The 17,914-nt window shown below is 68.3% G+C and carries 18 protein-coding genes, 1 tRNA gene and 1 pseudogene; 11 read left to right on the forward strand and 9 right to left on the reverse strand.

Going from position 1 to position 17,914, the window contains the following annotated elements:
* Nucleotides 1-61: 61 nt before the first annotated feature.
* Nucleotides 62-1,654, reverse strand: coding sequence for a fatty acid--CoA ligase (locus CSW63_RS18315; protein ID WP_062095075.1), 1,593 nt, complete (start codon nt 1,652-1,654; stop codon nt 62-64).
* Nucleotides 1,655-1,774: 120 nt separating this feature from the next.
* Here CSW63_RS18315 and CSW63_RS23875 point away from each other — a divergent pair.
* Nucleotides 1,775-1,865, forward strand: a pseudogene (locus CSW63_RS23875) (hypothetical protein); the annotation flags it as partial.
* 65 nt (nt 1,866-1,930) lie between these two features.
* Here the strand turns inward: CSW63_RS23875 and CSW63_RS18320 are convergent.
* Nucleotides 1,931-2,869, reverse strand: a complete 939-nt coding sequence (locus tag CSW63_RS18320) for a copper resistance protein B (RefSeq protein ID WP_062095072.1) — start codon at nt 2,867-2,869, stop codon at nt 1,931-1,933.
* A complete protein-coding gene (locus CSW63_RS18325) occupies nt 2,866-4,551 on the reverse strand; it encodes a copper resistance system multicopper oxidase (protein ID WP_099503957.1) in 1,686 nt (561 codons plus the stop codon). The genes CSW63_RS18320 and CSW63_RS18325 overlap by 4 nt, the downstream gene beginning before the upstream one ends.
* Nucleotides 4,552-4,596: 45 nt before the next feature.
* Between CSW63_RS18325 and ybaK the strand changes: the two genes are divergently transcribed.
* From ybaK to CSW63_RS18340, 3 genes are all read left to right on the forward strand, one after another.
* The gene (gene ybaK, locus CSW63_RS18330; RefSeq protein WP_062095077.1) at nt 4,597-5,073 is read left to right on the forward strand and encodes a Cys-tRNA(Pro) deacylase; all 477 of its coding nucleotides are present in this window, start codon (nt 4,597-4,599) and stop codon (nt 5,071-5,073) included.
* 263 nt (nt 5,074-5,336) lie between these two features.
* Nucleotides 5,337-5,413 (forward strand) — tRNA-Met (locus CSW63_RS18335).
* Nucleotides 5,414-5,655: 242 nt separating this feature from the next.
* On the forward strand, nt 5,656-6,141 hold the full coding sequence (locus tag CSW63_RS18340; protein ID WP_082749307.1) for a YbjN domain-containing protein: 486 nt from the start codon (nt 5,656-5,658) through the stop codon (nt 6,139-6,141).
* Nucleotides 6,142-6,288: 147 nt separating this feature from the next.
* On the opposite strand, the gene CSW63_RS18345 is transcribed toward CSW63_RS18340, so the two are convergent.
* The 3 genes from CSW63_RS18345 to CSW63_RS18355 all read right to left on the reverse strand — a co-directional run bounded on the left by CSW63_RS18345 (nt 6,289) and on the right by CSW63_RS18355 (nt 9,610).
* Nucleotides 6,289-7,395, reverse strand: coding sequence for a hypothetical protein (locus CSW63_RS18345; protein ID WP_062093587.1), 1,107 nt, complete (start codon nt 7,393-7,395; stop codon nt 6,289-6,291).
* 119 nt (nt 7,396-7,514) lie between these two features.
* Nucleotides 7,515-8,234, reverse strand: a complete 720-nt coding sequence (gene hutC, locus CSW63_RS18350) for a histidine utilization repressor (protein WP_062093586.1) — start codon at nt 8,232-8,234, stop codon at nt 7,515-7,517.
* Nucleotides 8,231-9,610 carry a formimidoylglutamate deiminase gene (locus CSW63_RS18355; protein ID WP_062093585.1) on the reverse strand — a complete coding sequence of 460 codons (1,380 nt, stop codon included), beginning with the start codon at nt 9,608-9,610 and terminating at the stop codon, nt 8,231-8,233. The genes hutC and CSW63_RS18355 overlap by 4 nt, the downstream gene beginning before the upstream one ends.
* A gap of 84 nt (nt 9,611-9,694) precedes the next feature.
* Between CSW63_RS18355 and hutI the strand changes: the two genes are divergently transcribed.
* The 5 genes from hutI to CSW63_RS18380 all read left to right on the forward strand — a co-directional run bounded on the left by hutI (nt 9,695) and on the right by CSW63_RS18380 (nt 15,370).
* Nucleotides 9,695-10,900: an imidazolonepropionase gene (gene hutI / locus CSW63_RS18360; RefSeq protein WP_062093584.1), complete on the forward strand. Its 1,206-nt coding sequence runs from the start codon at nt 9,695-9,697 to the stop codon at nt 10,898-10,900.
* The gene (hutH, locus tag CSW63_RS18365) at nt 10,885-12,438 is read left to right on the forward strand and encodes a histidine ammonia-lyase (RefSeq protein ID WP_082749306.1); all 1,554 of its coding nucleotides are present in this window, start codon (nt 10,885-10,887) and stop codon (nt 12,436-12,438) included. The genes hutI and hutH overlap by 16 nt, the downstream gene beginning before the upstream one ends.
* Nucleotides 12,439-12,591: 153 nt before the next feature.
* Nucleotides 12,592-13,407 carry an N-formylglutamate deformylase gene (hutG, locus tag CSW63_RS18370; RefSeq protein ID WP_062093582.1) on the forward strand — a complete coding sequence of 272 codons (816 nt, stop codon included), beginning with the start codon at nt 12,592-12,594 and terminating at the stop codon, nt 13,405-13,407.
* Nucleotides 13,404-15,068 carry a urocanate hydratase gene (gene hutU, locus CSW63_RS18375; RefSeq protein WP_062093581.1) on the forward strand — a complete coding sequence of 555 codons (1,665 nt, stop codon included), beginning with the start codon at nt 13,404-13,406 and terminating at the stop codon, nt 15,066-15,068. The genes hutG and hutU overlap by 4 nt, the downstream gene beginning before the upstream one ends.
* Before the next feature lie 134 nt (nt 15,069-15,202).
* A complete protein-coding gene (locus CSW63_RS18380; protein WP_127846994.1) occupies nt 15,203-15,370 on the forward strand; it encodes a hypothetical protein in 168 nt (55 codons plus the stop codon).
* Nucleotides 15,371-15,474: 104 nt separating this feature from the next.
* Here CSW63_RS18380 and fliE read toward each other — a convergent pair whose 3' ends face one another.
* Genes fliE through flgB form a run of 3 tightly spaced genes read right to left on the reverse strand, consistent with a single transcriptional unit; the run spans nt 15,475 to nt 16,672 of the window.
* Nucleotides 15,475-15,786, reverse strand: coding sequence for a flagellar hook-basal body complex protein FliE (gene fliE, locus CSW63_RS18385; protein ID WP_062093579.1), 312 nt, complete (start codon nt 15,784-15,786; stop codon nt 15,475-15,477).
* A 10-nt stretch (nt 15,787-15,796) separates the two neighbouring features.
* A complete protein-coding gene (gene flgC / locus CSW63_RS18390; RefSeq protein WP_062093578.1) occupies nt 15,797-16,216 on the reverse strand; it encodes a flagellar basal body rod protein FlgC in 420 nt (139 codons plus the stop codon).
* Between the two features lie 12 nt (nt 16,217-16,228).
* Nucleotides 16,229-16,672: a flagellar basal body rod protein FlgB gene (gene flgB / locus CSW63_RS18395; RefSeq protein ID WP_062093577.1), complete on the reverse strand. Its 444-nt coding sequence runs from the start codon at nt 16,670-16,672 to the stop codon at nt 16,229-16,231.
* Between the two features lie 115 nt (nt 16,673-16,787).
* On the opposite strand from flgB, the gene CSW63_RS18400 reads away from it, so the two are divergent.
* Together CSW63_RS18400 and fliP are read left to right on the forward strand one after the other, a co-directional pair.
* Complete coding sequence (locus CSW63_RS18400) at nt 16,788-17,108, forward strand: flagellar biosynthetic protein FliO (protein WP_062093576.1); 321 nt, start codon at nt 16,788-16,790, stop codon at nt 17,106-17,108.
* Nucleotides 17,108-17,908, forward strand: a complete 801-nt coding sequence (gene fliP, locus CSW63_RS18405; protein WP_062093575.1) for a flagellar type III secretion system pore protein FliP — start codon at nt 17,108-17,110, stop codon at nt 17,906-17,908. The genes CSW63_RS18400 and fliP overlap by 1 nt, the downstream gene beginning before the upstream one ends.
* Nucleotides 17,909-17,914: the final 6 nt, after the last annotated feature.

A 17,914-nucleotide genomic window follows, 5' to 3' on the forward strand; every position in this document is an offset into this window, starting at 1 on the left:
CCTCTGGGGGCGGACGACCTCGCGAAGCGAGGTCAGGTGGGGGCCTTGCTGAGCAAGCCGCTCAATTCACCTGCCGCTCACGCCCCTCCCAGTACGGCGCGCGGAGCTCCCGCCGCAGGATCTTGCCCGATGCATTCCTCGGCAGGGCCGGGATGAAATCCACGCTCTTGGGCGCCTTGAAGTGGGCGATGCGGGTGCGGGCGAAGGCGATGATGTCGTCGGCGTCGGGCGTGACGCCCGGCTTGGGCGCGACCACCGCCTTGACCGCCTCGCCCCACTTGTCGTCGGGCACGCCGATCACCGCCACTTCGGCGACATGCGGGTGGCCATAGACCGCGCTCTCGACCTCGGCGGGATAGATGTTCTCGCCGCCCGAGATGATCATGTCCTTCACCCGGTCGTGGATGAAGAGATAGCCGTCCTCATCGAGATAGCCGGCGTCGCCGGTGCGCAGCCAGCCGTCGGCGTCCATGGTCTTGGCCGTGGCCTCGTCCAGTTTCCAGTAACCGGCCATGTTGGCGCTGGAGCGCACGGCGACCTCGCCCACCGTGTTGGGCGGCAGGCTCCCGCCGGCCTCGTCGATGATCTTCAGCTCCACGCCCGGCATGGGCAGGCCGGCGGCGCGCATGCGCTTGTTGCCGGCCGGATCGTGATCCTCCGGCGGGAGGTAGACCACCGTGCCCGTCGTTTCGGTCATGCCGTACTGCTGGACGAAACCGCAGCCGAACACCTCCATGCACTCACGCAGCAAGTCGAGCGGGATGGGCGCGGCGCCATAAAGGATATGGGTCAGGCGCGAGTAGTCGACCTCGCGCGCCCGGGGCAACCGCACCACGATCTGCAGCGCCGCCGGCACCATGAACATCTTGGAGATCCTGTCCTTCTCGATGAAGTCGAGGACCTTGGTCGGGTCGAACTCGCGGGCGACCACGCCCTTGGCGCCGTTGATCAGGCCCACCAGGCCCCAGCCGGTGCCGCCGATATGGGCCACCGGCATGGCCACCAGGCTGACGTCGCTGGGGCCCCACTGGTTCCATTCCAGCGGGTTCTTGGCGGCCTCGCGCCGCATGCCGAGCAGGTTGTGATGGGTCAGCATCGCGCCCTTGGGCCGCCCGGTGGTGCCCGAGGTATAGAGCTGGATGGCGATGTCCGAGGTCTGGATCGGCTTGTGCGGATCAACGTCGCTGGCCGCGTCGCGCCAGGCTTCAAAGGTCGGATAGTCGCCGGCGTCCTCGGGCTCCATGGCGATCACCACAGGACGATGGGTCAGCTCGGCGGCGACCGCGTCGACATGGCCGATCAGCTCGCGACCGACAAAGACCAGCTTGGCCTCGCTGTCGGCGACGATATAGGCGATCTCAGGCGCGGCCAGGCGCCAGCCGATCGGTGTGGTGACGACGCCAGCCTTGGCCGCCCCGAGCAGGAGCTCGAAATAGTGGTCGCTGTTCTTGCCGACATAGGCGATGCGGTCGCCGGTCGACAGGCCCGCCGCCAGAAGCGCGTTGGCCACCTGGTTCGCATGGCGATCCAGCTGCGCGAAGGTCGTCTCGCGCCCCTCGAAGCTGAAGGCCACCGCGTCGGGCCGCGCCTCGGCGTGATAGCGCGGCACATCGCCCAGGGCGTTCATGCGGTCGAAGTCGATCGCGTCGGACATCCAGCCTGTCTCCCTCGTTCGCCGGCTCTGCGTCCGGTCAAACAGATGTTGGGACAGGTTTACCCTCGCGACAAGCGCTCCGTTACGAGAGGGGGAAACTCTGACAACGGCGCGTCGTCCTTGGCCCCAAAAGCATGTCATCCCGGCCGCAGCGCAGCGGAGAGCCGGGACCCAGGGGCCGCCGCACTGCGCTTGGCCCCTGGGTCCCGGATAAGCCCTCCGGGCTTTCCGGGATGACACCCAAGATGGAACGTTTCGCCGGAAGCGCCTCGTCGCCTACCGCCAGGCGCTGACGCCGATCACCACCGCCGTGGCGCCCGCGCGTTCGCCAACCTCTCGGGCCGGACCGAACGCCCGCTCGCGCACGACGCCGACATAGGGCGCGAACTCGCGCTTGATCTCGTAGCGCAGGCGCAAACCGCCCTCGAGCCGCGCCGCGCCCGCTTCGGCGAGATCCGCCTCCAGTCGCGGCTGCAGGATCAGCTTCTGGGTCAGGCGCAGGTCGTAGGACGCCTCGGCCCGCGCCGACACATCCCCGCGATCCGAGACATAGGCCGCGCCCTGCAGCTCGAACCAATAGGGCGCGAGACCCTCGAAGCCGACCGTCGCGTAGCTGCGCCCCTTGGGCGAAAGGTCGTAACGGAGGCCGGCCTGAAGGTCGAAATAGGGACCGATCGGCCAGGCTTTCAGGCCCTCCAGCTCGGCCTTTTCCCAGCCGTGGCCGTCAACGTGCTCGCCGCGCGCCTTGACCACCCATTTGCCGGCGTCGTTGCCCCACCAGGCCTCGCCTTCGAAGGCCTGGGCGTCGTCGCCCTTGCGAAACCGTTGCTCGGCCACGTCGGCGCGGATGATCCAGGCGCTCCCGCCACCGTGCTCCTTCATCAGCTGGGCGCGGGCGGCGGCGATCACCGCCGGGCTGTAGAAGCGCTCGGCGGCGTGGTCGGTCGGGATCGGCGGCGGCGCGGCCGTTGCGGCGGACGCCGTCGGCGCGGCGGCGCGCATGTGGTGTCCGGCGTGCGGATCGGCCGGCGGGGCGGCCCGTTCAGGTCCAGGCATGGTGTGACCCGCATGCGGATCCGCCGGCGCGAGCGCGGGCGGGGGCGCCTGCGCCGGGGTCTTGTGGTGGGCGTGCGGGTCCGCGGCTCGGGGCGCGGGCGCGCTGACGGCTGCGGCCGGCGCCGGGTGGTGATGCTCGTGCTGCAGGTCGACGATCACGCGGCGGCTCCGTCCAGGGGCCGCACGGTGACGACGTTGAACATCCCCGCGTGCATGTGCAGCAGCAGGTGGCAGTGGAACGCCCAGTCGCCAGGCTCGTCGGCCGTCAGGTCAAAGGCGACCTTGCCGCCCGGCGCGACATTGACCGTGTGCTTCAGGGGCTGGCGCTCCTGGCCGTTGACCAGCTCGAAGAAGTGGCCGTGCAGGTGGATCGGGTGGGCCATCATGGTGTCGTTGATCAGCACCACGCGGACACGCTCGTCGCGCTGGAAGGCGATGGGCTTCTTGATGGGCCCAAACGCCTCGCCGTCGAACGCCCACATGAAGCGCTCCATGTTGCCGGTCAGATGGATCTCGATCGTCCGCCCCGGCGGCCTAGGATCCTTGGGCGGATAGAGGCTGGCCAGGTCCGCATAGGTCAGCACGCGATGACCTGCGTCCTCCAGGCCCTGGGGCGGCTCGGCCATGCGATCCATCGGCATCGGCGAGATGGTCTGCACGCCCGGCGTCAGCGGCACGTTCGGCGCGTTGGACTGAGCCCGCATCGGCATGTCCATGCCCGGCATGTCCATCCCATGGTGCATGTTCCCCATGCCCATGTCCTTCATTGACGCCAGCGGCCGCTTGCGCAGCGGGGGGACGACGGCGGTCATGCCCCGGCGCGGCGCCAGGGTCCCGCGGGCCATGCCCGAACGGTCCGAAGCCTCGGCCACCAGGGTGAAGGCCTTGTCTTCGGTGGGCCGCACGATGACGTCGAAGGTCTCGGCGGGGGCGATCTGGAACTCGTCGACGCTCACCGGCGACACCAGCTGGCCGTCGGTTCCCACCACCTCCAGCGACAGGCCCGGAATGCGGACGTTGAAGATGGTCATGGCCCCGGCGTTGATAAACCGCAGCCGCACCCGCTCGCCGGGCGCGAACAGCCCGGTCCAGTTGTCGCCCGGCCCATGGCCGTTCATCAGGTAGGTGTAGACCGAGCCCGTCACGTCGGCGATGTCGGTGGGGTCCATCCGCATCTTGCCCCACTCCAGCCGGTCCTTCAGCGACTGGTCCTGGCCCTTGAGCAGCCCGGCGACGGTCTGCTTCTGCATGTTGAAGTGGCCAGGGCTGACCTTCAGCTTCCGGAACAGCTCGTGCGGATGCAGGAAGCTCCAGTCCGACAGCACGACCACATGTTCGCGGTCATAGGCGACCGGGTCCTCGCCCGCCGGGTCGATGATCATCGGCCCGTAGTGGCCCATCTGCTCCTGCAGGCCCGAATGGCTGTGCCACCAGTAGGTGCCTGACTGGCGGAGGGGGAATTCATAGGTGAAGGTCTCGCCCGGCTTGATGCCGGGAAAGCTGACGCCGGGCACGCCGTCCATCTGGAACGGCACCAAAAGGCCATGCCAGTGGATCGAGGTGTCCTCGTCCAGGGTGTTGGTCACCGACAGGCGAACGCTCGTGCCTTCCTTCAGCCGGATCAGCGGCCCCGGAATGGCCCCGTTGACGGTCACCGCGTGGCCGGCCTTGCCGTCGATCTTCGCCATCGTATGGCCGACCGTCAGCTTGATCTCCTCGCCCGACAGGGCGGGCGGCGAGCGCTGGCCGCTGGCGGCCGTCGCCCAGCCTGGAAGCAGCCCCGCCGCGCCCAAGGACAGGGCGCCTTGCAGCAAAGTGCGTCGATCAAAAGCCGTCATCACCGATCCGTATTCCAACACCCGAACCACTTGGGTATCACGCAGGTCATGTCCAAGAGCACCCCCGCCACGATCGCCCTGACCAAGGCCGGAGTCGTCTTCGATCTCTATACGTACGACTACGATCCTGGATCAGAGCGCGTGGGCCTGCAGGCCGCCGAGGCCCTGGGCGAAGACCCCCGCCGGGTGCTCAAGACCCTGATCGTGATGCTGGACGGCAAGCCCGCCTGCGCCATCCTGCCCTCGGACCAGGAGGTCAGCATGAAGAAGCTGGCCGCCGCCCTGAAGGGCAAGTCCGCCACCATGGCCCCCGTGCCCGACGCCGAGCGGATCACCGGCTACAAGGTCGGCGGCGTCAGCCCGTTCGGCCAGAAGAAGCGCCTGCCGACGGTCATGGAAGCGGCCGCCCTGGCCGAGCCCTACGTGTTCCTCAACGGCGGCCAGAGGGGCCTGCAGGTGAAGCTCGCGCCAGCGGATGCGGTCAAGGCGTTGGGGGCGGCGACGGCGGCGATCGTGGCGGAATAGCGCAGGCGCACGCCTTTCGTCCGCCGGATACCAGCAAGACTCAGAAAACGTAGAACCCGCGTCATCCCGGCCGCAGCGCGAAGCGCGGAGAGCCGGGACCCAGGGGCGGCTGGCACAGCGATCCTTCACCCCCTGGGTCCCGGCTCTACGCTGCGCTTCGGCCGGGATGACACGCCAGAGAAGCGGACGATTGTCATTGAAGGCCAAGCGCAGGCGCTTGAAATCCTGCCCGCACTTCGCCTATAAGCCGCGCCTCCTGGTCTGGCTGGGTAGCTCAGATGGTTAGAGCGGTGGATTCATAACCCACAGGTCGGCGGTTCGATCCCGCCCCCCGCCACCAGGACGACCAACCCAAGGCTCTGGGGTTGTTAGGTAGGCTACTGCCTTCGCCACGCGGCTGGCGCGATCGTCACATCAGACCAATTAGCTTTCCGGTCGGCCGGGCTTCGGACGAATTCCCGAGGTCAGCCGCGGCGCCAAGCCAAGCCTGGCCGTTGAAAAAGACCTCACTTGTGCAATTCTGAACCGAAGTGTGGTCTTGAACCGCCCTTATCTTCCCTGCGCCATGACCTGGAATTCCTCATGTACGGAAAAAAAATGGCCTCTGCAGCATTTGCATTGGCAATCCTCTACTCAAGCGTCGCGAATGCCGCCAACGTAACTTCGGTTAGACCTGAGAGCATCGTCCAGGCGCTTCAAAACAACGGCTATAAGGCGAAGCTGGAAAAGACCAATGACGGCGAACCGCTCATCACGACCGGTGTCGACGGGAACAACATTATTATCGTCATGACTGATTGTAAAAACGGCAAAAACTGCACAACGACAGAGTTCGTGGGCGTTTGGGATTGTTCTGAATCGGTGGAAAAATGCAGGAAGGCAGCCAACCAGTTCAACAATCAGGAAAGCCCCGTTCACGTCCTTCTTTCGGATGGCGGAAAGACAGCTACCACCTATTCGTACCTCTTGTTCGATGAAGTCGGCATCTCTGAAGAACTGTACATAAAAAATCTGACGACATTCAGCCACTATAACAATGAATTCAGCGCGGCAGTTTCGGAAAAATAAAGCCCAGCGCCATCGACTTGCAGCCTCTGTCGCGACTTCGATCGAATATCGCCCTTGATGCGGCGCTGACGGGACGGGAGGGCTCGTCGGCTCGCCTCGGGTCGACCAGCCCTCCCGCCCCGTCCAGCGCTTTGAGACGATGCCGGACTAGAACGGCATCCCCGGATCGTAGTGGTCGGCGGACTGGCCAATGAGTGCGATTTCCATCGGCGCCTTGGCGGGGCTGAGCAGCTCGCCGCCATAGACCGCCGTGCCGTCATAGGCCTTGCCGAGGAACGCCTTGACCGCCTCGGCGTAGACGCCCACGCCCGCTTCCAGACCCTTGGACATCAGGAAGCCCGCGACGGCGGCCTTGGCGCCCAGCGCGGTGTGTCCGTAGGCCTCGAAATACTTCTGCTGGCCGACGATGTAGTCGATGGCCGCCGAGATATTGACGCCGGCGGCTGCGGCTTTGGAATTGCCGATGATGGCGTCGTACATCTTGGTGACCGCCTCGCGGAAGCCCAGGCTGTCATAGGCGGCCTTGAACGTGGCCGCGCCGGTTCCGCTCATGGCCTGGTTCACCGCGAACTCGATGTACTTGTTCTCGGTGTTGTAGATCGCATAGGCGAAGTCGGTCAGGTCGCTGGTGTTGGTGGCGCTGTCGATCAGCTCGTTCAGCGCCGCCTGGGTGGGCGTACGGCCGGTGAAGAAGTTCACGGCCTGCAGAGCCAAAGCCGACGTGTCGGCCGAGAAGCTGACCAGCTTGTCGAGGAACACCGCCTTGGTGATCTTGCCGGCCGCCACGTCGACCTGCAGCTGGGCGAGCAGCTTCATCTCGCTGTAGAGGGTGTTGAGCACCTTCTCGCCATTGGGTCCGGTCAGATACTCCGACAGGGCCTTCGACGAGGTGGCGGCGACGCCCGACAGCGCCTTGTAGATCTCCTCGACCTTGTCCTTGGTCAGGACCAGCGGCGTGACCTCGCCGCCCGTCCCCGTTCCGCCGGTGTTTCCGCCGCTGCCCCCGCCGAACACCACGCTGAGCGGCGTATCCAACGGATACTTGCTGATCGCATCGCGGAACGTCTGCACGCCGATATTGATCAACGTGGGATTGGCCTCGACGATCGCCAGCGCCGCGTCGACCTGGGGCGTCAGCACGCCCAGGGTCTTGAACAGCACCCGCAGCTCCCCGAACTTGAAGCTGGCCTGGATCAGGCCCGCATCCGCCAGTTGGATGATGAACTGAAAGTCGCGAAGTGTCGGCTCAGCCATGTGGGAATCCCCTCGGGTCCCCGCCGCCGCACCACGCGCCACGCCCGGTCCCTGACCGATGTTCTAGGATTTCGACGGGGGCGCCCGACATCCCCGGAACGGGGGATGTTCAAAGGGACTCAACCTCTGGATGGCGAACTCGGTCCGAACCGCGCCACCAAGTCGTAGGCCTCGCCGGGGAAGATCTGCCGCACCCTAGTGACGTGCTGGCCCTCGCGCCAGGTGCGGCGGTCGACGACGAGGCAGGCGGCGCCCTCGTCCAAGGCCAGCAGGCGGGCGTCGTCGGCGTCGGCGTTGACGGCGCTGATGCGGCTCTCGGCCTCGGTCCAGGCGACGCGCTCCAGGAGCCAGGCGCCGGGGGGATGGGTTGCGAAGTCGGCTTTGGCGATCTCGGGAACCGCCTTCAGCGAGACAAGGCGGCGTTCCAGCGCGAAAGGCCGGCCGCCCGCGTCATGCACCCCGTCCAGCGCCAGCAGCTTGCCGCCCGCCGCCAGTTCGACCTCCTCGGGGCTGTCGCGATCGGCGAGGCGCACCGTTCGCGACAGCAGGCGAAAGGCGTAGGCCTCGCCGCGCGCGACGATCTCGGACTGGATGTCGGGAATGTTGAGAACCGGCGCATGCACCTTGGGCCGCGCCACGAACGAGCCGGCGCGCTTGCGCCGCACGATCAGGCCCGCCTCGACCAGGGCGATCATCGCCTTGTTCACGGTCATCCGCGAGCAGCCATAAGCCTCCATCAGCTCAGCTTCGGTGGGAGCGCGGTGTCCCGGCGCCCATTCGCCGGAGCGGATGCGCGCCTCGAGGTCGGCGCGGATGCGCTGGTGCAGCGGTCCGGTCACGCCAGCAGGGCCTTCAGGGTCTCGACATAGCGGGTGGTGATCGCCTCGCGGGCGTGGTGACGGCCGCCCGACACCAGCTGTCGGCCATGACGCCAGACGGTGTCGATCCCGCCGCCGGCGAAGACCAGGCTGTCGATCAGGGTGTCGCCCGCGCGGCCGACGAGGTTCGGGTGGTTCGGATCGAGGGTGACGAAGTCGGCCGGCGCGCCGCGCCGCAGCTCACCTCGTCCCGCGCCCAGGGCCCGGGCGCCGCCAAGAGCCGCTGCACGCCAGAGGTCGCCGCCGGTCGCACGGCGCGGACCGCCGGCCAGCACGTTGCGGGCCCGGCGGGTCAGGCGCTGGGCGTATTCCAAGGTCCGAAGCTCCTGAGCGGCGTCGATCACGATGTTGGAGTCCGTGCCGATTCCGAAGCTTCCGCCAGCGGCCAGATAGTCCGGGGTCGGGAAGATCCCGTCGCCCAGATTGGCCTCCGTAACGGGGCACAGGCCCGCCACGGCGCCGCTCTTGGCCAGGCGCTCGGTCTCGGTGGCGTTGATGTGGGTGGCGTGGATCAGGCACCAGCGCTGGTCGACCTCGGTGTGGTTCATCAGCCAGCGCACCGGGCGCTGGCCGGTGGCGGCCAGACAGTCGTCGACCTCTTTCGTCTGCTCGGCCACGTGCATGTGGACCGGGCCGCCGGCGGCCAGCGGCAGGATGGCGTCCAGCTCCTCGCCCGTCACCGCGCGCAGACTGTGCGGCGCGATCCCGACCACCGCCTCGGGCAGGCCCGCGACGATCCCCCGGCACGCCTCGACCAGCCGGGCAAAGCCGTCGACGTCGTGGATGAAACGCTTCTGGCCGTCGGTCGGCGGCAAGCCGCCGAAATTGCTGTGGGCGTAGAACACCGGCAGCAGGGTGAGACCAATCCCGGTCTCTTCCGCCGCCGCCGCCATCCGCGCGGCCATCTCGGCGGGGTTGTCGTACGATCCGCCGTCGGGCGCGTGGTGCAGATAGTGGAACTCGCCCACGCGGGTGAAGCCGCCCTCCAGCATCTCGACCTGGCCCATGGCGGCGATGGCCTGGGCCATGTCGGGGTCGAGCCGCGCGAGGAAGTGGTACATCACCTCGCGCCAGGTCCAGAAGTTGTCGCCCGTCTCGCCGCGCGTCTCGGCCAGGCCCGCCATGGCGCGCTGGAAGGCGTGGCTGTGGACGTTGCCGAGACCCGGCAGCGCGGGACCCAGACGCTGCGCGTCGCCGGCCGGGGCGTCGGTGTCGATCCGCGCGATACGGCCGTCGGTGATCGTGAACTTGACGCCCCGAGCCCAGCCGTCCGCCAGAAGCGCGCTCTCGCACCAGACCACGGTCGAAACGGACTCGGGAATTTGCGTGTCGGTCACTGGACAAGCCTCATCGTTCGCAAATATGTCTATACATATTGAAGCGCGCCGCAAGGGCCGCGCGGCGTTGGCGGAGGCAGGCTCATGCGCTGTGATCGGGTGTGGATCAACGCCCGTCTCGCCACCCTGGCGCCAGGCCGCGAGGGGCTGGGGATTGTCGAGGACGGCGTCGTCGCCAGCCTGGACGGCCGCATCGTCTATGCGGGCTCGGCCGCCGACGCGCCGACCTTCGAGACCGCCGAGACGATCGATGTCGACGGCCGCTGGATCACCCCCGGCCTGATCGATCCGCACACCCACCTCGTCTTCGCCGGCGACCGCGCCCACGAGTTCGAGCTGCGCCTGGCCGGCGCCTCGTACGAGGAGATCGCCCGCGCCGGCGGCGGCATCGTCTCGACCATGCGCGCCACCCGCGCCGCATCCGAGGCGGAGCTGGTCCAGGCCGCCCTGCCGCGCCTCGACGCCCTGCTGGCCGAGGGCGTCACCACGGTCGAGATCAAGTCCGGCTACGGCCTGTCGCTGGACGACGAGCTCAAGAGCCTGCGCGCCGCCCGCGCGCTGGCCGACATCCGCCGGGTGGGCGTCACCACCACCTTCCTGGGCGCCCACGCCCTGCCGCCCGAATATCGCGACGACAAGGATGGCTATGTCGATCTGGTCTGCCAGACCATGATCCCCGCCGTCGCCGCCCGTGGCCTGGCCGACGCGGTGGACGGCTTCTGCGAAGGCATCGGCTTCTCGCCCGACCAGATCCGCCGGGTGTTCGACGCGGCCAAGGCCCACGGCCTGCCGGTCAAGCTGCACGCCGAGCAGTTGTCGAACCTTTCGGGCGCGGCGCTAGCGGCCGAATACAACGCCCTCTCGGCCGACCATCTGGAGCACCTGGACGAGGCCGGCGTCGCCGCCATGGCCGCCTCAGGCACGGTCGCGACCCTGCTGCCGGGCGCCTACTACTTCACCCGCGAGCACAAGGCGCCGCCGATCGCGGCCCTGCGCGCGGCGGGCGTGCCGATGGCCCTGGCCACCGACTGCAACCCCGGCACCTCGCCCCTGACCTCGCCGCTCTTGGTCATGAACATGGCCGCGACCCTGTTCCGGATGACCGTCGAGGAGTGCCTGGCCGGCGTCACGCGCGAGGCGGCGCGGGCGCTGGGTCTGCTGTCCGACCGGGGCACGCTGGAGGCCAGCAAGGCCTGCGATCTCGCCATCTGGGACGTCGAGCGTCCCGCCGAACTTGTCTATCGCATGGGCTTCAATCCGCTCCATGCGCGCGTGTGGAGAGGCCTGTGACCGAGCTTGTTCTGAACCCCGGCGCGGTGTCGCTGGCCGCGTGGAAGGCGATCTACCGAGGCGCGTCGGCGCGGCTGGCCGAGACGGCTTGGCCGGTGATCGCGGAAAGCGCGGCGGCCGTGCAGCGCATCCTGGCCAAGGGCGAGCCGGTCTACGGCATCAACACCGGCTTTGGGAAACTGGCCAGCGTCCGGATCGGGGACGCCGACCTTGAGACCCTGCAGCGCAACATCGTCCTGTCGCATGCGGCGGGCGTCGGCGAGCCCTCGCCGGTTCCGGTGATCCGCCTGATGATGGCCCTGAAGCTGGCCAGCCTGGCGCAGGGGGCCTCGGGCGTGCGCGTCGAGACGGTGCGGATGCTCGAAGAGATGCTGGTCGAGGGCCTGACGCCGGTGGTGCCTTGCCAGGGCTCGGTCGGCGCCTCGGGCGATCTGGCGCCGCTGTCGCACATGGCGGCGACCATGATCGGGGTCGGTGAGATCTTCGTCGACGGCCAACGCCTCCCGGCCGCATTGGCCCTGGCGCAGGCGGGTCTTGAGCCCCTGACTCTGGGTCCGAAGGAGGGCCTGGCCCTGCTGAACGGCACCCAGTTCTCGACCGCCAACGCCCTGGCCGGCCTGTTCGAGGCCGAGCGCCTGTTCCAGTCGGCCCTGGTCACCGGCGCCCTGTCGACCGAGGCCGCCAAGGGCTCGGACACGCCGTTCGACCCGCGCATCCACGCCCTGCGCCGTCACGCCGGCCAGATCGAGACGGCTGCGGCGCTGCGCGCGCTGATGAGCGCCTCAGAGATCCGCGCCTCGCACCTGAAGGAGGACGAGCGGGTCCAGGACCCCTACTGCCTGCGCTGCCAGCCCCAGGTGATGGGCGCGGCGCTGGACGTGCTGCGCCAGGCCGCCGCGACGCTGGAGACAGAGGCCAACGGCGTCTCGGACAATCCGCTGATCTTCCCAAGCAACACAAACAATGGAGCCGACGAGGCCCTGTCCGGCGGCAACTTCCACGCCGAACCGGTGGCCTTCGCCGCCGACATGATCGCCCTGGCGGTCTGCGAGATCGGCTCGATCGCCGAGCGCCGTATCGCCATGCTGGTCGACCCGGCGCTGTCGGGCCTGCCGGCCTTCCTGACGCCGAAGCCGGGGCTGAACTCAGGCTTCATGATCCCGCAGGTCACCGCCGCCGCCCTGGTGTCGGAGAACAAGCAGCGCGCCTATCCCGCCAGCGTCGACTCGATCCCGACCTCGGCCAACCAGGAAGACCACGTCTCGATGGCCGCCCACGGCGCGCGGCGCCTCTTGGCCATGGTCGAGAACGCCGACGCAGTGCTGGGCATCGAACTGCTGGCCGCCGCGCAAGGCTGCGACTTCCACGCCCCGCTGCGCTCCAGCGCCGCGCTGGAGGCCGTGCGGGCGCTGACTCGCAGCCAGGTTCCGCACCTGTCGGACGACCGCCACTTCCACCCGGACATGGAGGCGGCCAACGCGCTGGTGCGGAGCGGGGCGGTGATTGGCGCGGTGGGTGATCTGCCGGGGATCGGTTGATGCGCGCTTCCCCCCGACCTCCCCGGCGAATGCCGGGGCCCAGATCGAACCCACGAGTGTCCAGGTATTGTCCGAGACCGTAGGCGCGAACACCCAAGTCTCTCCGAATGCATCTGGGCCCCGGCATTCGCCGGGGAAGTCGGAGGTTGGGGCATGAGCTGGCTGCAGATAACCCAGGGCCAGTCCCCCCTCATCATCTCCCTCCCCCACACCGGCACGGACATCCCGCCCGACATCGAGGCGCGGCTCGTCTCGCCCTGGCTGGCCCGCAAGGACGCCGACTGGTGGGTCGACCGCCTCTACGCCTTCGCCGAGGGGATGGGCGCGACGATCATCCGCACCGCGATCTCGCGCACGGTCATCGACGTCAATCGCGACCCGTCCGGCGCCTCGCTCTATCCCGGCCAGGCGACGACCGGGCTTTGCCCGACCACCACCTTCGACGGCGAGCCGCTGTATCGTGACGGCGGACCGGACGCAGCGGAAATCGATGACCGCCGGACCACCTGGTTCGCGCCTTATCACGCCGCCCTGCGCGCCGAGATCGACCGCCTGCGCGCCATCCATCCGACGGTCGTGCTCTACGAAGCCCACTCGATCCGCTCGCGCGTGCCGCGCCTGTTCGAGGGCGAGCTGCCGCAGTTCAATCTCGGGACCAACAGCGGCCAAAGCTGCGCCGACGCCCTGGCCACCGCCGTCGAGGCCGCCTGCGAAGCCTCCGGCCTGAGCCGCGTCACCAACGGCCGCTTCAAGGGCGGCTGGACGACGCGCCACTACGGCCAGCCGGAGAGCGGCGTCCATGCGATCCAGATGGAGCTGGCCTGCCGGGGCTACATGGACGATCCGGCCGAGCCGCCGACGCCCGACACCTGGCCTACGCCCTTCCACGCCGACCGCGCCGCGCCGCTGCGCGCGGTGCTGGAGGATGTTCTCACCGCCTGCCTCCAGTTTGCGAGAGCCCAAGCATGACCCGCCGCGACACTTCCCGCGTCATCCGCCCCGCCACGGGCCCTGAGCGCTCCGCCAAGTCCTGGCTGACCGAAGCCGCCCTGCGGATGCTGATGAACAACCTGCACCCCGACGTCGCCGAGCGTCCGGAGGAGCTGGTGGTCTATGGCGGCATCGGCCGGGCGGCCCGCGACTGGGAGAGCTTCGACAAGATCATCGAGACCCTGCGCCGGCTCGAGGACGATGAGACCCTGCTGGTGCAGTCGGGCAAGCCGGTCGGCGTGTTCCGCACCCACGCCGACGCCCCGCGCGTGCTGATCGCCAACTCCAACCTGGTGCCACGCTGGGCCAGCTGGGAGCACTTCAACGAGCTGGATCGCAAGGGCCTGGCCATGTACGGCCAGATGACCGCCGGCTCGTGGATCTATATCGGCGCCCAGGGCATCGTGCAGGGCACCTATGAGACCTTCGTCGAGATGGGCCGCCAGCATTATGGCGGCGACCTCTCGGGACGCTGGCTGCTGACGGCGGGCCTGGGCGGCATGGGCGGCGCCCAGCCGCTGGCGGCGGTGATGGCCGGCGCCTCGTGCCTGGCGATCGAGTGCCAGCCCTCGTCGATCGAGATGCGCCTGCGCACCGGCTATCTGGATCGCTCGACCGAAAGCGTCGACGAGGCCCTGGCCTGGATCGCGGAGTCCTGCGCGGCCAAGACGCCGATCTCGGTGGGCCTGCTCGGCAACGCCGCCGAGCTGCTGCCCGAGCTCTTCAAGCGGGGCGTGCGCCCCGACCTGCTGACCGACCAGACCAGCGCCCATGACCCGGTCAACGGCTACCTGCCCGCCGGCTGGAGCCTGGAGCGCTGGCATGCGATGCGCGACCAGGATCCGCCGCAGGTCGCCGAGGCGGCCAAGGCCTCGATGGCCACGCATGTGAAGGCCATGCTGGACTTCCAGGCCGCCGGCGTGCCGACCGTCGACTACGGCAACAACATCCGCCAGATGGCGCTGGAGGAAGGCGTGACCAACGCCTTCGACTTCCCCGGCTTCGTGCCGGCCTATATCCGCCCGCTGTTCTGCCGCGGGATCGGCCCGTTCCGCTGGGCGGCCTTGTCGGGTGATCCCGAAGACATCGCCAAGACCGACGCCAAGGTCAAAGAGCTGATCCCCGACAATCCGCACCTGCACAACTGGCTCGACATGGCCGGCAAGAAGATCAAGTTCCAGGGCCTGCCGGCGCGCATCTGCTGGGTGGGGCTGGGTGATCGCCACCGCCTGGGTCTGGCCTTCAACGAGATGGTCGCCAAAGGCGAACTGAAGGCGCCGATCGTCATCGGCCGCGATCATCTCGACAGCGGCTCGGTGGCCTCGCCCAACCGCGAGACCGAGGCCATGCGTGACGGCTCGGACGCGGTGTCGGACTGGCCACTGCTGAACGCCCTGCTCAACACCGCTTCGGGGGCCACCTGGGTGTCGCTGCATCACGGCGGCGGGGTCGGCATGGGCTTCTCCCAGCACGCCGGCATGGTCATCGTCTGCGACGGCACCGAGGCCGCCGCCCGGCGCGTCGCGCGCGTGCTGTGGAACGACCCGGCCACCGGCGTCATGCGCCACGCCGACGCCGGCTACGACATCGCGGTCGCCTGCGCGCGGGAGAAGGGTCTGGATCTGCCGGGGATCTTGTAGGCGCGAATCTCAACCAAACGCTCGTCCAAGCGTTTCGGCCCCGTCAGGGTGCGACAAGGCGGCGCGCGACAGGTCGTCCCGTTCGCAGGGGCCGAGTCAATCTCGACCATGGGGTCATGGTTAAGGAGCGTTGCATGACCGTCGCCTCGCAGAGCCGTTTGTTCGACCCGCGCCCCCGGCGCGCCCCCCGTCGTGAAGCCCGCCAGTGGCCGCTCGGCCTCGCCGTGCTGGTAGCCTCGGTGCTCAACGCCGTGGTCTGGGGCGGCCTCTTCGCGGTGGCGAAGGTGTTCCTGAATTTGTGAGCGTAAGCGTTTCGTATTTCTCCCCCGAAAGCGACTTGGGCCGCGTCTGATCAGGACGCGGCCCTTTTTTTTCGGAATGTGTCGAACCTGGCCGGCCGACGCCGTCAGATCGGCATCCGCATGATTTCCTGATAGGCCGAGATCACCTGGTCGCGGATCGACATCACCGTCTCCAGGCTGGCTTCGGCCGAGCTGATGGCGGTGACCACGTCGACCAGTTCGGCCTTGCCGGCCACCTGGGCGGCGATCTGGTGCTCGGCGACCTTCGAGGCCTTGGTCGCCCCGTCCATGGCCGACTTCAGGAGGTCGCCGAAGTCGACGCCCTTGTTCTGAGAGCCGCCGATCGACCCGATGGAGCCGACCGACATGGCGCCGGAATTGGCGTAGGCCTTGGCGGCGGCGAGCGCGGTGATCATGGCCTAGCCCCTACTTCTTGAGGATGTCGAGGGTGCGCGATTCCATGGCGCGCGCGGTCTCGATGACATTCAGGTTGGCTTCGTAGGCGCGCTGCGCCTCCTTCATGTCCAGCGCCTCGACCATGGTGTTGACGTTGGGCAGCTTGACGTAGCCCTTGGCGTCGGCGGCCGGGTTGCCGGGGTCGTACTCGGTCTTGAAGTCGCTCTGGTCGGGGTCGACGCGCAGCATCTGCACGCCCTCGGCGCCCTGCACCTTGGTCGGCTTGAACACCGGCACCTGACGGCGATAGGGATCGCCGCCCGCCGTGCGCGCGGTCGAGTTGGCGTTGGCGATGTTTTCGGCGATGACCCGCATGCGCCCTTGCTGGGCGCGCAGGGCCGACGAGGCCACGGCCATGGTCGCGAGGGATTGGGACTTGATCTCGGGCATCGCCTAGAGTCCTCAGCCGGAAGGCTTGCGAGCGGCCATGCGGAGCATGGTCATCGATTTCTGGTAGAAGCTGATCGCCGCGTCGTAGTTCATCCGCGCGTCGGTCATCTTCAGCATCTGGTCTTCGAGCGACACCGCGTTGCCGTCGAGCGTGGTCTCGGAGTCCGCGCCCGCCGTCGCCCGCCAGGCGCTGGGGGCGTTGGGCCGCCCCTGGTGCGTCGGGGCCGTGGCCATCATGGTGACGCCCGAGGTCGGCGCCGCGCGGCCGCCGCGATAGACCGGTCCGGCCGCGTGGTTCATCAGCGAGGCCTGGAAGCTGAACGGCTTCAGGTCGCTGGGGCGATAGCCGGGGGTGTCGGCGTTGGCCACGTTCTGGGCGACAAGCTTCTGGCGCTCGGTCAGATAACCGAGGCGGCTCTTGAGCATGCCGAACAGAGGGATGTCATCGGGACCCATGCGAACATGGTGAAGAAACAGGGTTAATCCGGCATTAAGAAGCCTCAGGCACACCAGGGTCCGTAGGGGCGTTTCCCTGCGCTAAGTTGTCTCGCCAAGAGCGGCCCCGAGCCTCATGGACGTCATCGAATTCATCCGCGCCCTGGCGGCCCTGGCGTTCACCCTGGGCCTGATCGGCCTGGCCGCGTGGGCGCTGCGCAAGTACGGCCCCGACGCCATCGGCCGCGCCATCGCCGCGCGCCAGGATCGCCGCCTGAAGGTCGTCGAGACCCTGGCGCTCGACCCGACCCGGCGCCTGGTGGTGGTCAGCCTGGACGGCGAGGAACGGCTGGTGCTGCTGGGCGACGGCAAGCTGCTGGACTGGACGCCCAAGGGCGCCGCCGCCCCCTCCCCCGTCGCCCCTTCTTCCGTCGCCGAACCGGAGCCCGTGGCCTGATGATCCGCGACCTCGTCAAATCCGTCACCGGCGCCAGGCCCGAGGACCTGCGGCGCGCGGCGCTGATTTCGCTGCTGGCGGCCATCGCCTGCGCGATCATGCCGGCCGCGGCCATGGCCCAGTCGGCGGTGAACATCAACCTGGGCACGGGCGCGGGCCTGACCGAGCGGGTCGTCCAGCTGGTCGGCCTGATGACGGTGCTGTCGCTGGCGCCGTCGATCGTGATCATGACCACCTCGTTCGTGCGGATCGTGGTGGTGCTGGGCCTCCTGCGAACCGCCATCGGCGTGCAGCAGAGCCCGCCCAACCCCGTGCTGATCAGCCTGGCCCTGTTCCTGACCGCGATCGTGATGGGTCCGACCTTCGAGCGCTCCTACGACGCGGGGATCAAGCCGCTGCTGGACCAGCAGATGGAGCTGCCCGAGGCGGTCGAGGCCGCCGGCGGGCCGGTCAAGCAGTTCATGCTCAGCCAGGTGGACCGCGATGACCTGGCCCTGTTCGTGCGCCTGTCCAAGATCCCGCCGCCCAAGACCGCTCAGGAAACGCCCCTGAAGGTGGTGACGCCCGCCTTCATGATCTCGGAGCTGAAGCGCGCCTTCGAGATCGGCTTTTTGCTGTTCATCCCGTTCCTGGTCATCGACCTCGTCGTGGCCAGCGTCCTGATGAGCATGGGCATGATGATGCTGCCGCCCGCCTCGATCAGTCTGCCGTTCAAGCTGATCTTCTTCGTGCTAGTGGATGGCTGGCGACTCGTGGCCGGCAGTCTTGTCGAAAGCTTCCAGCGCGGCGGCGGCGGATAAATCCCT

Origin of the sequence: Caulobacter sp. FWC26 (genome assembly GCF_002742645.2) — a bacterium.
Taxonomy (GTDB): Bacteria; Pseudomonadota; Alphaproteobacteria; order Caulobacterales; family Caulobacteraceae; genus Caulobacter.

Excerpts from the sequence above, each read along its gene's own strand:
- CSW63_RS18315 (WP_062095075.1), bottom strand. The coding sequence starts at position 1,654 with ATGTCCGACGCGATCGACTTCGACCGCATGAACGCCCTGGGCGATGTG.
- ybaK (WP_062095077.1), top strand. The coding sequence starts at position 4,597 with ATGTCCAAGAGCACCCCCGCCACGATCGCCCTGACCAAGGCCGGAGTC.
- CSW63_RS18340 (WP_082749307.1), top strand. The coding sequence starts at position 5,656 with ATGTACGGAAAAAAAATGGCCTCTGCAGCATTTGCATTGGCAATCCTC.
- CSW63_RS18345 (WP_062093587.1), bottom strand. The coding sequence starts at position 7,395 with ATGGCTGAGCCGACACTTCGCGACTTTCAGTTCATCATCCAACTGGCG.
- hutI (WP_062093584.1), top strand. The coding sequence starts at position 9,695 with ATGCGCTGTGATCGGGTGTGGATCAACGCCCGTCTCGCCACCCTGGCG.
- hutG (WP_062093582.1), top strand. The coding sequence starts at position 12,592 with ATGAGCTGGCTGCAGATAACCCAGGGCCAGTCCCCCCTCATCATCTCC.
- hutU (WP_062093581.1), top strand. The coding sequence starts at position 13,404 with ATGACCCGCCGCGACACTTCCCGCGTCATCCGCCCCGCCACGGGCCCT.
- CSW63_RS18380 (WP_127846994.1), top strand. The coding sequence starts at position 15,203 with ATGACCGTCGCCTCGCAGAGCCGTTTGTTCGACCCGCGCCCCCGGCGC.
- fliE (WP_062093579.1), bottom strand. The coding sequence starts at position 15,786 with ATGATCACCGCGCTCGCCGCCGCCAAGGCCTACGCCAATTCCGGCGCC.
- flgC (WP_062093578.1), bottom strand. The coding sequence starts at position 16,216 with ATGCCCGAGATCAAGTCCCAATCCCTCGCGACCATGGCCGTGGCCTCG.
- flgB (WP_062093577.1), bottom strand. The coding sequence starts at position 16,672 with ATGGGTCCCGATGACATCCCTCTGTTCGGCATGCTCAAGAGCCGCCTC.
- CSW63_RS18400 (WP_062093576.1), top strand. The coding sequence starts at position 16,788 with ATGGACGTCATCGAATTCATCCGCGCCCTGGCGGCCCTGGCGTTCACC.
- fliP (WP_062093575.1), top strand. The coding sequence starts at position 17,108 with ATGATCCGCGACCTCGTCAAATCCGTCACCGGCGCCAGGCCCGAGGAC.